The organism is Pseudarthrobacter sp. (assembly GCF_036675385.1).
Taxonomy (GTDB): domain Bacteria; phylum Actinomycetota; class Actinomycetes; order Actinomycetales; family Micrococcaceae; genus Arthrobacter.
In genome coordinates, this window is record NZ_JAKFFD010000058.1 from 1 (window position 1) to 14,340 (window position 14,340).

General features: G+C 63.5%; 11 protein-coding genes and 1 pseudogene. 7 read left to right on the forward strand and 5 right to left on the reverse strand.

Annotation, left to right across the window (positions count from 1 at the left end):
- Positions 1 to 620 (reverse strand): annotated as a pseudogene (locus V6M49_RS05070) (glycoside hydrolase family 32 protein); the annotation flags it as partial.
- A gap of 293 nt (positions 621 to 913) precedes the next feature.
- Here V6M49_RS05070 and V6M49_RS05075 point away from each other — a divergent pair.
- Positions 914 to 2,662 (forward strand): ABC transporter ATP-binding protein, encoded by a 1,749-nt coding sequence (locus V6M49_RS05075; RefSeq protein WP_332760375.1) that lies wholly within the window; start codon positions 914 to 916, stop codon positions 2,660 to 2,662.
- Complete coding sequence (locus V6M49_RS05080; protein WP_332760377.1) at positions 2,659 to 4,731, forward strand: ABC transporter ATP-binding protein; 2,073 nt, start codon at positions 2,659 to 2,661, stop codon at positions 4,729 to 4,731. Before V6M49_RS05075 ends, V6M49_RS05080 begins: the two co-directional genes overlap by 4 nt.
- Before the next feature lie 26 nt (positions 4,732 to 4,757).
- Here the strand turns inward: V6M49_RS05080 and V6M49_RS05085 are convergent, their stop codons facing one another.
- Together V6M49_RS05085 and V6M49_RS05090 are read right to left on the reverse strand one after the other, a co-directional pair.
- Positions 4,758 to 5,510 carry a hypothetical protein gene (locus V6M49_RS05085; RefSeq protein ID WP_332760379.1) on the reverse strand — a complete coding sequence of 251 codons (753 nt, stop codon included), beginning with the start codon at positions 5,508 to 5,510 and terminating at the stop codon, positions 4,758 to 4,760.
- Positions 5,507 to 6,100: a hypothetical protein gene (locus V6M49_RS05090; protein ID WP_332760381.1), complete on the reverse strand. Its 594-nt coding sequence runs from the start codon at positions 6,098 to 6,100 to the stop codon at positions 5,507 to 5,509. The genes V6M49_RS05085 and V6M49_RS05090 overlap by 4 nt, the downstream gene beginning before the upstream one ends.
- Before the next feature lie 199 nt (positions 6,101 to 6,299).
- Between V6M49_RS05090 and V6M49_RS05095 the strand changes: the two genes are divergently transcribed.
- Complete coding sequence (locus V6M49_RS05095) at positions 6,300 to 6,461, forward strand: hypothetical protein (protein ID WP_332760383.1); 162 nt, start codon at positions 6,300 to 6,302, stop codon at positions 6,459 to 6,461.
- A 249-nt stretch (positions 6,462 to 6,710) separates the two neighbouring features.
- On the opposite strand, the gene V6M49_RS05100 is transcribed toward V6M49_RS05095, so the two are convergent.
- Both V6M49_RS05100 and V6M49_RS05105 read right to left on the reverse strand, forming a co-directional pair.
- Positions 6,711 to 7,268, reverse strand: a complete 558-nt coding sequence (locus V6M49_RS05100; protein WP_332760385.1) for a hypothetical protein — start codon at positions 7,266 to 7,268, stop codon at positions 6,711 to 6,713.
- A gap of 146 nt (positions 7,269 to 7,414) precedes the next feature.
- Positions 7,415 to 8,737, reverse strand: a complete 1,323-nt coding sequence (locus V6M49_RS05105; RefSeq protein ID WP_332760386.1) for a hypothetical protein — start codon at positions 8,735 to 8,737, stop codon at positions 7,415 to 7,417.
- A 341-nt stretch (positions 8,738 to 9,078) separates the two neighbouring features.
- Between V6M49_RS05105 and V6M49_RS05110 the strand changes: the two genes are divergently transcribed.
- The 4 genes from V6M49_RS05110 to V6M49_RS05125 form a co-directional block, all read left to right on the forward strand.
- The gene (locus tag V6M49_RS05110; protein WP_332760387.1) at positions 9,079 to 10,029 is read left to right on the forward strand and encodes a helix-turn-helix domain-containing protein; all 951 of its coding nucleotides are present in this window, start codon (positions 9,079 to 9,081) and stop codon (positions 10,027 to 10,029) included.
- Entirely contained in the window at positions 10,022 to 10,903 is an 882-nt protein-coding gene (locus tag V6M49_RS05115) for an SDR family oxidoreductase (RefSeq protein ID WP_332760389.1), read from the forward strand. Before V6M49_RS05110 ends, V6M49_RS05115 begins: the two co-directional genes overlap by 8 nt.
- A 141-nt stretch (positions 10,904 to 11,044) precedes the next feature.
- Complete coding sequence (locus V6M49_RS05120; RefSeq protein WP_332760390.1) at positions 11,045 to 11,809, forward strand: SDR family NAD(P)-dependent oxidoreductase; 765 nt, start codon at positions 11,045 to 11,047, stop codon at positions 11,807 to 11,809.
- Positions 11,810 to 11,952: 143 nt separating this feature from the next.
- The coding region (locus V6M49_RS05125) for a homocysteine S-methyltransferase family protein (protein ID WP_332760391.1) at positions 11,953 to 14,340 on the forward strand (2,388 nt) is incomplete at its 3' end.

The window sequence follows — 14,340 nt, forward strand, 5'->3', positions numbered from 1 at the left end:
GCGTATCGGGCTCGGCCGATTACGCATACCCACTCGCTGCGCGCCGCATCCCAGTGGATCTTCGGATCGCGGAACCATTCCGCGTTATCGATCTCCGCCGGTGTCGTCGCGGTCCGGCCGTCGGTATTGACGATCACCGGACTCGGGAGTGCCGTAAAGGTGTAACCGCCGTCGGTTGACCAGTACAGGTACTGCTCCTGGTACTTGCGGATGTTGTCGGTGGGCTGCGTCGCGAGCGCCACGATGGCCCCCGCGCCGAAGCCCGCAGTGTTTGACGTGTCGACGACTGCCGAGCCCGACCACACGGGAAAGTCTGGCTGCAGCGGCAGCGCGACTCCGTGATGGGTGAAGGTCACCCCGTCGGTGGTTGTGGCGTGGTCCCAGCCGCCGGGGCCGTTGTTCTGCCCGGAGTGCAGGTAGTACAGGTGGTGGGCGCCGTTGGCATACACCGGGCGCTGCGGGTCGCACAGCCAGCCGGACGGCGGGGTCAGGTGGTAGACGGCACGCAGTGATCCCTGGGCCTGGGTGGCCGTGATGGGCATGCCGCTGCACATGAACAGGGCGAGTGCTCCTGCTCCTGTGCCTTGCAGGACGTGGCGCCGAGAAAAATCATGGGTCATGTTTGCTTCCTCGCAAAGGGTGGTAGCTGCAGGCATCAACTTTGGTGCCTGGTCCTGCTTAAGCGTTTGATCAAGCCAAAGATAGGTGTTGGCGCCCTCGTGATCAAGCGTTTTAGCGGAATTTTTTACTTTCCTCTGCGGAGAGCCAGCCCGCACGCATGGCGAATACGCTCTCGGAGAACCGGCCCACTTTCTCCACCGGCTCCCCGGATGAATCACAGCCACCGGACGTAAACTGACCTTCGCACCACCTCCAGCTCGAACACCAGCGGGACAGAACCTTTGGAGCCGCATTGCTCTGGAAACTGCTTGTTGAATACCTGCGGCCGCACCGGCAGCTGCTGATCGCCGTCGTGATTTTCCAGCTGGCCCAGTCCATCGCGTCGCTGTATCTGCCCACGCTGAACGCGGACATCATCGATGAGGGCGTGGCCAAGGGGGACACCGGCGTCATCCTCAGCCTGGGCGGCCTGATGCTGGCGATCACACTGCTGCAGATCGTGTGCGCCGTGATTGCCGTGTACTTCGGGGCGAAGGCGGCCATGGGTGTGGGGCGGGACCTGCGCGGCGCCATCTTCACCCGGGTGGGGGAGTTCTCCGAGCAGGAAGTCACGAAGTTCGGCGCGCCCAGCCTGATCACCCGCTCCACGAACGACGTCCAGCAGGTCCAGCAGCTGGTGCTGATGGCCGCCACCATGATGGTGGCCGCGCCCATGCTCGCCATCGGCGGCGTGATCATGGCCGTCCGGCAGGACGTGCAGCTGTCCTGGCTGATCGCCGTCGCCGTGCCCGTGCTCATGATCGGCGTCGGGCTGATCATCACCCGGATGGTGCCGCTGTTCCGGAAGATGCAGAAGCGAATCGACACCGTGAACCGGGTGCTCCGCGAGCAACTCACCGGCATCCGCGTGGTGCGCGCGTTCGTCCGGGAGGACATCGAGACCGCCCGCTTCGCCCAGGCCAACGACGACGTCACGGACACCGCGCTGCGAGCGGGCCGGCTGATGGCGCTCGCGTTCCCCGTGGTGATGCTGGTGCTGAACGTCTCCAGCGTGGCGGTGATCTGGTTCGGCTCGTTCCGGATCGAGGACGGCTCCATGCAGGTGGGCACCCTCATCGCGTTCCTGAGCTACCTGATGCAGATCCTGATGTCCGTCATGATGGCCACCTTCATGGCCGTGATGATCCCGCGCGCCGCGGTCTCCGCGGACCGGATCGGCGACGTGCTGAACACGGAATCGAGCGTGCGGCCGCCGCTAAAGCCTGTAAGCAGCGCGGTTTCGCCGGACGGGCGCCGCCGCGGGCAACTGGAAATGCGCGACGTCGGATTCGCCTACCCGGGTGCCGACCAGCCCGTCCTCTCCGGGCTCAGCTTCACCGCCAAAGCAGGGCAGACGACGGCGATCATCGGCAGCACCGGCGCCGGCAAGACCACCCTGGTGAACCTCATGCCGCGGCTGTTCGACGCCACCACGGGCTCGGTCCGGATGGACGGCGTGGACGTCCGCGAGCTGCACCCGGACCTGCTCTGGGGCCACATCGGCCTGGTCCCGCAGCGGCCCTACCTGTTCAGCGGCACCGTCCGCAGCAACCTGCAGTACGGCAAGCCGGACGCCACCGAGGACGAGCTCTGGACCGCCCTCGAGATCGCCCAGGCCCGGGACTTCGTGGAGGAGATGGAGGGCGGCCTGGACGCGCCCATCTCCCAGGGCGGCACCAACGTCTCCGGCGGGCAGCGGCAGCGGCTGGCCATCGCCCGGGCCCTGGTGAAACGGCCCGAGCTGTACATCTTCGACGACTCGTTCTCCTCGCTGGACACCGGCACCGACGCCCGGCTCCGCCAGGCCCTCAAGCGCAACACCGCCGGCGCCACGCTGGTGATCATCGCCCAGCGCGTCTCCAGCATCGTGGACGCGGACCAGATCCTGGTGCTCGACGACGGCAGGATCGTGGGGCGCGGAACGCACAGCGGGCTGCTGGAGACGTCCGAGACGTACCGGGAGATCGTTTCCTCCCAGCTGGCAGCGGAGGAGACGGTATGAGCACGCAGAACCGGCCGACGTCGGGCGCTCCCCACGGTGCCGGTTCCAACCCTGCCGGACCCAACCCTGCCGCCCCCGGCGGAACCGCTTCGGCCTCGAAAACCGGGACTGCCGACGTCGTACGCATTCCACGTCCGCCGGTAGGACCCGGAAGGGGCGGCGGTCCGTTCGGCGGGATGAACATCCCGGCGGAGAAGGCGATGAACTTCGGGCCGTCGGCCAGGCGGCTGGTGGGCACGCTGCGGCCGGAACGGGCCTGGCTGCTGCTGGTGCTGGTCATGGGGGTGGCCAGCGTGACGCTCTCGGTGATCGGGCCGCGGCTGCTGGGGGAGGGCACCAACCTGATCTTCGCCGGGGTGGTGTCGCGGGAACTGCCCGCCGGGGTGAGCAAGGCGGAGCTGATCGCGCAGCTGCGGGCCGCGGGGGAGAACCAGAAGGCGGACATGCTGACGCCCATGGCGCTGACGCCGGGGCAGGGGATCGACTTCGCGGCGCTGTCCAACGTGCTGCTGTGGACGCTGGTGCTGTACGTGCTGGCGTCGGCGTTTATGTGGGTGCAGGCGTATGTGCTGAACGGGGTGGTGCAGCGGACGGTGTTCGGGCTGCGCGAGGAGATTGAGGCGAAGATCCACCGGCTGCCGCTGCGGTATTTCGATTCGATCCAGCGCGGTGAGCTGCTGAGCCGGGTGACCAACGACGTGGACAACATCTCACAGAGCCTGCAGCAGTCCATCAGCCAGGCGGTCACGTCGGTGCTGACCGTGGTGGGTGTGCTGGTGATGATGTTCATCCTTTCGCCCACGCTGGCGCTGATCGCGCTGGTGACCGTGCCGCTGACGCTGGGGATCACGGCGCTGATCGCCAAGCGCTCGCAGAAGCTGTTTGTGGCGCAGTGGAAGCACACGGGGGAGCTGAACGGGCAGATCGAGGAGACGTACACCGGGCATGCGCTGGTGAAGGTGTTCGGCCGGCAGCGCGAGGTGGAGGAGCGGTTCCGGCAGAAGAACGTGGAGCTGTACGACGCGAGCTTCGGCGCGCAGTTCATTTCCGGGCTGATCATGCCGGCCATGACGTTCATCGGGAATCTGGTGTACGTGGGGATCGCGGTGGTGGGCGGCTTGCAGGTGGCGTCCGGGGCCATGCAGCTGGGCGACGTGCAGGCGTTCATCCAGTACTCGCGGCAGTTCACCATGCCGCTGGCGCAGCTGGGGTCCATGGCCAACCTGCTGCAGTCCGGGGTGGCGTCGGCCGAGCGGGTGTTCTCGCTGCTGGATGAGGATGAGGAGTCTGCCGAGCCTGCCCCGTCTGCTGGTCCTGTTTTTGGGCGTGGGCGGCTGGTGTTTGAATCTGTTTCCTTCTCGTATTCGCCGGACAAGCCGCTGATCTCTTCGCTTTCTCTGGTGGCGGAGCCGGGGCAGACGGTCGCGATTGTGGGGCCGACCGGTGCGGGCAAGACCACGCTGGTGAACCTGATGATGCGGTTCTACGAGCTGGATGCCGGGCGGATAACGCTCGACGGCGTGGACGTCACCTCAGTGCCCCGGCGCGAGCTGCGCTCGCGGCTGGGCATGGTGCTGCAGGATACGTGGCTGTTCGGCGGGACCATCCGGGACAACATCGCGTACGGCCGGCCGACGGCTACGGAGGACGAGATCTTGGAAGCCGCGCGGGCGACGTATGTGGACCGGTTCGTGCACTCGCTGCCGGAGGGGTACGACACGGTGCTGGAGGACGAAGGCGGCAACGTGTCTGCCGGCGAGAAGCAGCTGCTGACGATTGCGCGGGCGTTCCTGGCCCGACCCTCGGTGCTGATCCTGGACGAGGCGACTTCTTCAGTGGACACCCGGACCGAAGTACTGGTGCAGAAGGCGATGCGGGCTTTGCGGTCCGACCGGACTTCCTTCGTCATTGCCCACCGCCTGTCCACGATCCGCGACGCCGACCTCATCCTGGTGATGGAGGCCGGCCAGATCGTGGAGCAGGGCACGCACGCTTCGCTGTTGGCGGCGGGCGGGGCTTATGCGCGGCTGTATGAGGCGCAGTTCGCGGCTCCGGTGGCGGAGGTTTAGGAATAGAGACAAAGCTCGTCCGTCAGCTAACGAAATACAATGCCCACTACGTCCTCGATAAAAGAGGAAGCCTTCTGAATGCCCGGCTGATATTTGCTGGGGTGCCCACACTGATTACGAGTATCCAAGCAGTGCTGAAGTATCGTCCACTCTCCCTTGTCTACGATTCCTAATTCCCGGTAGGCCAAGAGGAAAGTCATGTCCTTGACTAGGGCAAGATCCTCTACTTTCTTGATGTCTTTGGCCCTTACGTCATGCTTCTGCACGGCCTGAGTCAGCACGGACGCGCCCATTGCGAGGGAAGTAAGATGCATGTGCCGCATTGCCCCTGACCACAGGAAGACCATTGAAGCCTTCAGCGCCCCGACGCTGAGGCACAAGATCGATTCGTCCACGTAGTGCCGAATAACCGTGTCGGTTAGTTGAGCGGCCGTCTTTTGGAGCGAGCCGACGTTGTGGGCCATCTCTGGCTGCTCGTCGGGCAGCCCTAGAAGATCCCTCACATATTTGGTGCCGGTGTCGGTGAGCTTCCATAACTTGTGCCCCTTTGCGTTATTTTGTGACGCATCTACGAGGGGACCCGCCTTGGCGAGTACGTCAGGGACGTTTACGCCCTTAGCATTCTTGAGCCTGGCCTGAATTAGCAGGGCTTTGACCTCACTGGCAGTAACCGCTTCGCCGTCCTTGTAGTGGGTACTCCAATAGAGGGCTGCGAGTATCTGGTCCCTACGGGCTGTACCCGGGACTAGCGCAAGGAATTCTACAAGTGTGAGACTCATGCCTTTGCTAGGGGTAGTGCGTGTTCAATGTAATTTTCACCGTGGGTGGTGAGCTTGATGGCTTCGCTCTTGGAGCTGTCAACATAGTTCTCTCCACCAGCTTTGGCGAGCGTGTTCGGGATGTTCAGCGGCACCGGCCAGTTGATTGCCTTGAAGCAGGTGTAGATGTGAGATGGAGTGATCGCATCGACGTTTCCATACTCGCGGAGCCAATAGACAGTAACCACGACGCGGGGAATATTTGTCTTTGGTTCTTTCTCGTTGGCGAAGTCAATGAAGCTCGGCTCACCGCTTGGGTAGAGGTCCAAACTCTTGTCGAGAGTGACAGTTGTCTTCTTGGCGGTGCGCTTTCGGGGCGCTTTTAGAGGTGAAGAAGGCGCGGTCTGCGGGACGGTCACTGTGTCCAGTATTTCTTCTTCGACGGCTTCAGCCTCCTCGATGGCAGCAGCGACGGTTGGCGGAAGTAGTGCAGAGCCGCGAGTCAAATATGAAAATGCCGCCAGCTGGAGTTCGAAAGAGTCAAACATATTGACCGCAGTCGCGATTCGCCCGATATCCTCTAGCCGCTGCTCTAGTTCCTCAGTTGCCAATGCTCCCCCTCCATCGTTTTGAATTTGGACTCAGAGTACAGGCACGGAGCGTCATTTCCGCGATTGCTTACCGACCTATCTGTCGAGTGAGTTGTGGCCGTAGTGGCATTCTCGAGGGGCGCAGGTGCAATTCGTGTCCCACGTAGCCGCTAGCGCACCCTAGAAGCGCTGAGGGCGGAGATAGACGAGCACCTTAGGCTTGCATCAAGCGATCGTCACCCAGGCAAAGAACCTGGGCGGCGTGGACGACCTGATCAAGTCCATTGAATCGGATGCTTGGAAGAAGGTCTTGAAGAAGTCCGGGCCAGCGCTGGTGGCAGTAGGCGCTTTTGGTTGGGGCCTGGGCGATGAAAGGCATTGATGTCGGTAAGACTGCGTGGGCCAAGTACAAGGGAGGTGAAGCCGCGCCGGCCGAGGCGAAGGAATAACTGAAGGCCGTCGTTGAAGAGTGGATGAACTCATAGGATGCTGAGGAAGTTCCGGATGAGGGCCCGGACCAGGTTGGCGACGAGAACTAGGCCAAAGCATTCAGATAGGGGATCCATGAGGCGGTCTAAACCGACGTCTTCTGACGTCCATCCGGAGTGCAGGGTAGAGGGAAGTGCCGGCACTAACCCGGGGGGATCCGATGAACTTCCACATCTAGGTCGAATTTTTTTGTCCGGCGCTTCAGCAATTTTGGAGGAAAACTGTAGGCCGCTTTAATTTTCACACCCTCCGTGAGGAAGCTGACATACTTGTTCTTGGGATTGATTCCGTATTGCTGTTTATCGTAAAACCAGACGGGAAACCGCAACTTGCTTCCACTAGCTAAGATCGCTTGACGCCCACTCAATTCGTCTTGATTAATGGCGTGGCTTCCTTTGACCGCTGTCTTTATTCGAGGGTTGTCGACGAAACCCAGGGATGGAGCTTCAACGCTAAGCTCAACGTTCATAGCCGGGCCACTTCCGACGTTGGCAATGTCGAAGTAGTAAGAATGGTAAGGGCCTTCTGCGCGCGGAGCTTCCCTCCATATCGGCATAAGCACGAGCTCGGGCCGCGGTCTGTGCCATGTTCTCACCAGAGCTACAACACTCACACCAAATGCCAAAAGTGCCACGAGGGCAGCACCCCCGGCTGCCACGAGGGTCAATACCTTGTTTGTCGCATCGTCCGCCAGATCCATGCCTTGGTTATATCAGCCGAGGGCCCGATCCGCCCAACCAATTAGACGGGCGGTGGAGCGGTATCAGGGTATGCATCTAAAGCGACCGTTTGACACCCATGCCATTTCATGCCCGGAGGACAGTTCGAGTGCCTGGATCGAACTCTTTAGTGCCGGTGCTGTTCGATCTGATCACGGAAGGCCTTAATGTCATATCTCCAATCGCGTTCCTTTTGAGCCTCGTTCTCCGCAAAGTGCCGGATTTTTCCACCCCAGACGCCGCGCTTCAGCAGTCCTGACTGCGCCACAGTGTGAAGGCAGATGCGTGGAAAGGTGCTTCTTTTGTGAGATATCTGATCGAAGAGAAACGTTGCAAAGTCGTGAGACGACTTGAGCGCCGACTCTGCTTCCTGGTGAGTGGGGTAGTAGCCACCGTGTACGCATCTATGTCGGAGCTTCCACGTTTTCGCGATCCATTGTTGGACCGGTCCGTCGGGGTCTGACCAGTTACCGCCCAAGAGAGGCGTGAGGTATTTGTTCATCCGTGCTATGGAATCTTTCGACGAGTCAAAGGCCGCCGCCACCGTCGCCGCCGTAGTGTCTACGTTGGTTAGGCTCTCTTCCCACCAAAGAAGTTGCAGTAGGCCGTCAATGAGGACTTCCGTGGCTGTCGCTGACAGGATCACTGTCAGGTCGTATCGGCCCTCACCCCGAAATTGATGGGCGGCATCGCAAAGGCGTTCTCGCCATAAAACGTTAGGAAGCTCAAGTTCCAAATCAACCAGCCATTTGGAAAGTACTGGATCTTGCTGGCTTGCTGCCGTGCGCGCCAGACCTTGGTCAAGAGTGATGTTGGAATGTTCCAGAACTACTAGGGTGGGATCCGTCCATTCCGGCATCAAGGTCGCGAAGACACGCGAATGCGGTTGGTCATCGACCATGAGTTGCTCGCCAGTACCTTGATATCCAAGTACTGGGTGCAAGATCTGCTCATAGCTTGGGATGCCCACAGCGCTTTGGGAGTGTGCTCGTTCAGCTCGCACAATTTGACGCATCACGTAGATGACCCTCATTAACGGATCTTCGGACCAAGCCCGAGCGATAGCGGAGAGACGAGGGTCGGGGGTAGTGATGACCTGGGTCGGTGTTACAGCATCGATGACTGTCCAGACTTCTTGCAGGCTGGGATCCAACTCGTGTTTGCCGTCGTCGGATTGGGCTTCCATACCAGCAACCTGAAATACAGCTTCCGCAGCTCGAAACGCCTGTGATGGGCCGCCAACTATATGGCGCACATGAAACGTCACCCAGTTCACATCATCAGAGCTAGCTCCCGTACCGAGCGCTGCGGCCGCACCGTCGTACCTGAAGCCGTCGGGAAGCGGCACCGGTGTCCTCGTAGTAAAAACGAGGCGGGTGAGACCGACTTCTCTCCTGTGAAGCCATGTGTCGACATGACCTACTTCCCTATATTCTGAATCGTTTTCCACTCGCGAATTCCTTATCTGGGTGAATACGAAATGTTATCCCTGCAGCCTCTTTCTCGGCATGGCATCCGTATTACGCGGAGAGTGGCCTATGGTGCGGAACTGATACTTCGGTGCAACGGCGACATCCTTCGATCCACGAAGTTCCATGACTTTCGTTCCCTTCGACGGCGGTAGCAAAGCTAGTTCAGAATCCTCGACTGCTAGAGTTTGCGCCAAGATCAAGGCCGACCTAAGTGTTTAGCCGCCCAGTTTGGAACAAGAATGGCGCCCACCCGACGTCCGCTTTGGGGGTGTCTGACAGACACTGCCGCCAGCCAAACGGCCTGCGTACCGTGGATCTTGTGGACAGAAAAGAAGAGATCCGTGAGTTCCTGGTTTCGCGTCGTGCGAAGGTCAGCCCGGAGCAGGCAGGGATCCTCAGCTATGGGGAACTGCGGCGTGTGCCGGGGCTGCGCCGTGAGGAAGTGGCGCAGCTCGCCGGGGTGAGCACGGACTACTACACGCGGCTGGAACGCGGCAGTATCCGCGGTGTCTCAGACTCGGTGCTCGAGGCTGTGGCCTCCGCGCTTCAGCTGGACGAGGCAGCGCCGTCGAGCCGGACGCCCCGCCGTCCGGCGCAGCAACGGGTCCGTCCCGGAGTGCTGCGCCTGCTGGACGGGATGACCGGAGTGGCCGGCATGGTGCAGAACAGCCGCGGCGACGTGCTCGCCGGCAACATGCTGGGACGGGCCCTGTACTCCGAGGTATTTAACTCACCTGTGTCGTTTGGTCGGGACGTTCCGGGCCGGCTGCCAAACCAGGCCCGCTACATCTTCCTCGATCCGCGGGCAGCCGACTTCTACCCCGACTGGAACGCGATCGCGGCCATCATGGTCGCGATGCTGCGCCTGGAATCCGGCCGGAATCCGCACGACCGGGCGCTGAACGAGCTGGTCGGCGAGCTCACCACGGGCAGCGGACTGTTCGCAGCGCTCTGGGCCGGGCACGACGTGCGGATCCACACCACCGGAACCAAGCGCTTCCACCACCCGGTGGCCGGCGACCTGTCCCTGCAATACGAAACGCTGGACCTCCCCGGCGACGAAGGACAGGTCGTGTTCACCTTCACCGCGGAGCCGGGCTCCGCCTCCGCAAATGCGCTGGCATTCCTCGCCAGCTGGGCGGCATCGCCACCCGAAGAAACCTCCCAAACAGCCACCGCCGGCGATCCTGCCGGCGGATCCACCGCCCCCATGCGCCCCCACGCGCAGCCAGGGCGCACCACAGGAAAGACAGAACCCTCCCATGACTGAACAAAACACCACCACCGAGCAGGCCAACAACACCACCGGCAAGAAGGTCTGGTTCATCACCGGCGCCGGCCGCGGCATGGGCACCGACATCGCGAAGGCAGCCCTCGCCGCCGGCCACGCCGTGGTCGCCACCGGCCGCAACCCCGAAAAGGTCACCCAAGCAGTCGGTGACAGCGAGGACCTCCTGGCCGTCAAGCTCGACGTCACCGATCCCGCCGACGCGGCCGCCGCCATCCAGGCAGCCGTCGACCGGTTCGGCCGGATCGACGTCCTGGTGAACAACGCCGGCAACTTCTACGCCGGGTTCTTCGAGGAAATCACCCCGGCGGACTTCCGGGCACAGATCGAAACCACCATGTTCGGGTCCATGAACGTCACCCGCGCGGCCCTGCCGGTCCTGCGGGCCCAGCGCTCCGGCCTGGTGGTCACCATCTCCTCCACCGCCGGTCTCGCCGGCGGGGAGTTCCTGTCCGCCTACGCCGCGTCGAAGTTCGGCGTGGAAGGCTGGGCGGAGTCGCTGGCCCCCGAGGTCGCACCGTTCGGCATCCGCTCCATGATCGTGGAGCCGGGGTTCTTCCGCACCGAGCTGCTCACCCCGGAATCCACCAGCTACGCCGAATCCACCATCGGGGACTACGCCGAGCGCACTGCGCAGATCGTCGCCGGCTGGAAGAGCATGAACGGCCTGCAAGGTGGGGATCCGGCCAAGCTCGCCGACGCGCTGATCCAGCTGGCCGAACTGGACGAACCCCCGCTGCGGTTCGCCGCCGGAGCTGACGCCGTGGGCGTCTTCGAGACCCGGGGCAAGGCCCTCCAGGCCCAGGCCGACGCCCACCGCGAACTCTCCAGCAACCTCGCCCACACCGACGCCTGACAAAACGGAAACGGACGACGGCGGGAGGTCCCGCCGTCGTCCATCACCCACCACCCCAACACCCCACCACCAAAGTCCAGCCGGACGCCAGCAGCTTCCGGCTGCCCAAAAACGGGCACCAACCCCGGAGGAGAACACCCCATGACATCGAAACTGACCGGAACCACCGCCCTCGTCACCGGAGCCAGCAGCGGCATCGGAGCCGCGACCGCACGGCAGCTCGCAGCACTCGGCGCCTCCGTGGCACTTGTCGCCCGGCGCCGTGAGCGGCTGGAAGCCCTCGCCGCCGAAATCGAACAAGCCGGCGGCACAGCCCTGGTCATCGAAGCAGACATCACCAACCGCGCCCAGGCCCAGGCCGCCGTCGACCAGACCGTGGAGCGCTTCGGGCAGCTGGACATCCTGGTCAACAACGCCGGCCTGATGCTCCTGGGCCCGGTAGTCGGCGCCGACCCCGAGGACTGGGACCGCATGATCGCCGTCAACGTCCAGGGCCTGCTGCACACCACCCACGCCGCCCTGCCGCACCTGCTCAAAGCCGCCGAGGACAGTCCCCGCCGGGTCGCGGACATCGTCAACATCAGTTCGATCGCCGGGCGCGTGGCCTGGAACGGGTACGGCGTCTACAACCTCACCAAGTTCGGCGTCAACGGCTTCACCGAATCCCTCCGCCAGGAAGTGACCCAGCGCCACGTGCGCGTCGGCGTCCTGGAACCCGGCGGCGTCGACACCGAGCTGGGCTCACACAACACCGCCGCGGTCCGCGGCGAAATGATCGACCCCTTCTACGAGCAGACAGAGGTCCTCGCACCGGAGGACATCGCCGACGGCGTTGCCTACATGGTCACCCGGCCCCGGCACGCCTCCATCGGAGAGCTCTGGATCATGCCCACCGACCAGGCCTGAACGGATGTGCGGGGAGCGGACGACGGCGGGATGTCTCGCCGTCGTCCGCTCCGGCCGTGGCGGAGGTCTAGCCAGACGCCACTCCCCGCCGTAGTACACAGAAACACGGCCCAATGTTCGGGCCCCGCCCGTAGTCTGTTCATATGCCTCGTTTCGCGCTTGATATTGAGTCCGTGCCCCGCCCCGTCCGCGCCCAGGAGCTGCTGGATGCGGTGAACCACCGGGTCGTCATCGCCGATGGGGCCATGGGCACCATGTTGCAGGGGCGGGAGCTGTCGCTCGAGGACGACTTCCTGGGGCTGGAAGGCTGCAACGAGATCCTCAACGCCACGCGGCCGGACGTTCTCGCGGACATTCATGACGCGTACTTCGCCGTGGGAATCGACGCTGTCGAAACCAACACCTTCGGCGCCAACTGGTCCAACCTCTCCGACTACGGCATCGACGACCGGATCGAAGAGCTCGCCCGGAAGGGTGCGCAGATCGCCCGCGACCGCGCTGAAGCGGCAGAAAAAACAGACGGACGGATGCGCTGGGTCCTCGGCTCCATGGGGCCGGGCACCAAGCTCCCCAGCCTCGGGCACACCAGCTACGACTACCTCAAGCAGACCTTCGCCCTCCAGGCCGAGGGCCTCATCGACGGCGGCGCGGATGCCTTCCTCATCGAAACCAGCCAGGACCTCCTGCAGACCAAAGCCGCGGTCAACGGCTGCAAGCAGGCCATCGTGACCCGCGGCATCCGGCTCCCCATCTTCGTTACGGTGACCGTCGAGACCACCGGCACCATGCTGATGGGCTCCGAGATCGGCGCCGCGCTCACCGCCCTCGAGCCGCTCGGCGTCGACGCCATCGGCCTGAACTGCGCCACCGGGCCGGACGAGATGAGCGAGCACCTGCGCCACCTCGCCAAACAGTCCTCCGTGGCCATCGCCTGCATGCCCAACGCCGGCCTGCCCGTGCTCGGTCCCAATGGCGCGCACTACCCACTCTCACCCAGCGAACTCGCCACCGCGCACGAGCAGTTCGTGCGCGAATTCGGCCTGGGCCTCGTGGGCGGATGTTGCGGTACGACGCCGGAACACATGGCCGCCGTCGTCGAGCGTCTTGCGCCCTTCCGCACCGTCGCCGCCGTCACCAGCGGCGGCAGGGGCGCCGACGGCAGCCGCGTTCCCACCGAGCGTGAAGCAGGCATCGCCTCCCTCTACCACCACGTGAATTTCGACCAGGAGTCCGCGTACCTCGCCATTGGCGAGCGCACCAACGCAAACGGTTCGAAGGCGTTCCGCCAGGCGATGCTCGAAGAGCGCTGGGACGACTGCGTCGACATCGCCCGCGAGCAGGTCCGCGTCGGCGCGCACCTGCTGGACGTCTGCATCGACTACGTGGGGCGCGACGGCGTGGCCGACATGAAGGAGATCGTCTCGCGTTTCGCGGCCGCCTCCACGCTCCCGCTGGTCATGGACTCCACCGAACCGGCCGTACTTCAGGCCGGGCTCGAACACATCGGCGGCCGCCCGGTGGTCAACTCCGTCAACTATGAGGACGGCGACGGCCCGGACAGCCGCTTCGCACGCATCATGCCGCTCGTGAAGGAACACGGCACCGCCGTGATCGCCCTGACCATCGACGAACAGGGCCAGGCACGCACCACCGAAGGCAAAGTGGACATCGCCTCCCGCCTCGTCGACGCCCTGGTGGGCGAATGGGGGATGCGCGTCGAGGACATCATCGTCGACGCCCTGACCTTCCCCATCGCCACGGGCCAGGAAGAAACCCGACGGGACGGCATCGAAACCATCGAGGCCATCCGCCAGATCACCGCGAAGTACCCCGGCATCCAAACCACCCTCGGCGTCTCGAACGTGTCCTTCGGCCTGAACCCGGCAGCGCGCATGGCCCTGAACTCGGTGTTCCTGCACGAGGCCGTGCAGGCGGGCCTGACCAGCGGCATCATCGACGCCGCCAAGATCGTGCCCCTCGCTTCACTCCCGGAGGAACAGCGGAAGGTGGCCCTGGACCTCGTCTATGACCGCCGCGAATACGACGCCGACGGCAACGTTACGTACGACCCCCTGGCCATCATGCTGGACCTCTTCGCCGGCGTCGACACCGCAGCGCTCAAGGACCAGCGCGCCGCGGAACTCGCGGCCCTGCCCACCGGCGAACGCCTGCAGCGGCGCATCATCGACGGCGAAGGCAAGGGCCTGGAAGCCGACCTGGACCTGGCCCGCAGTGAAGGCATGTCACCGCTGGCCATCATCAACGACCAGCTCCTCGAAGGCATGAAAGTGGTCGGTGAGCGCTTCGGCGCCGGCGAGATGCAGCTGCCCTTCGTGCTGCAGTCCGCCGAGGTCATGAAGAACGCCGTGGCCCTGCTCGAGCCGCACATGGAGAAGTCCGATTCCTCCGGCAAGGGCACCATGGTGATCGCCACCGTCCGCGGCGACGTGCACGACATCGGCAAGAACCTGGTGGACATCATCCTCACCAACAACGGCTACAAAGTGTTCAACATCGGCATCAAGCAGGGC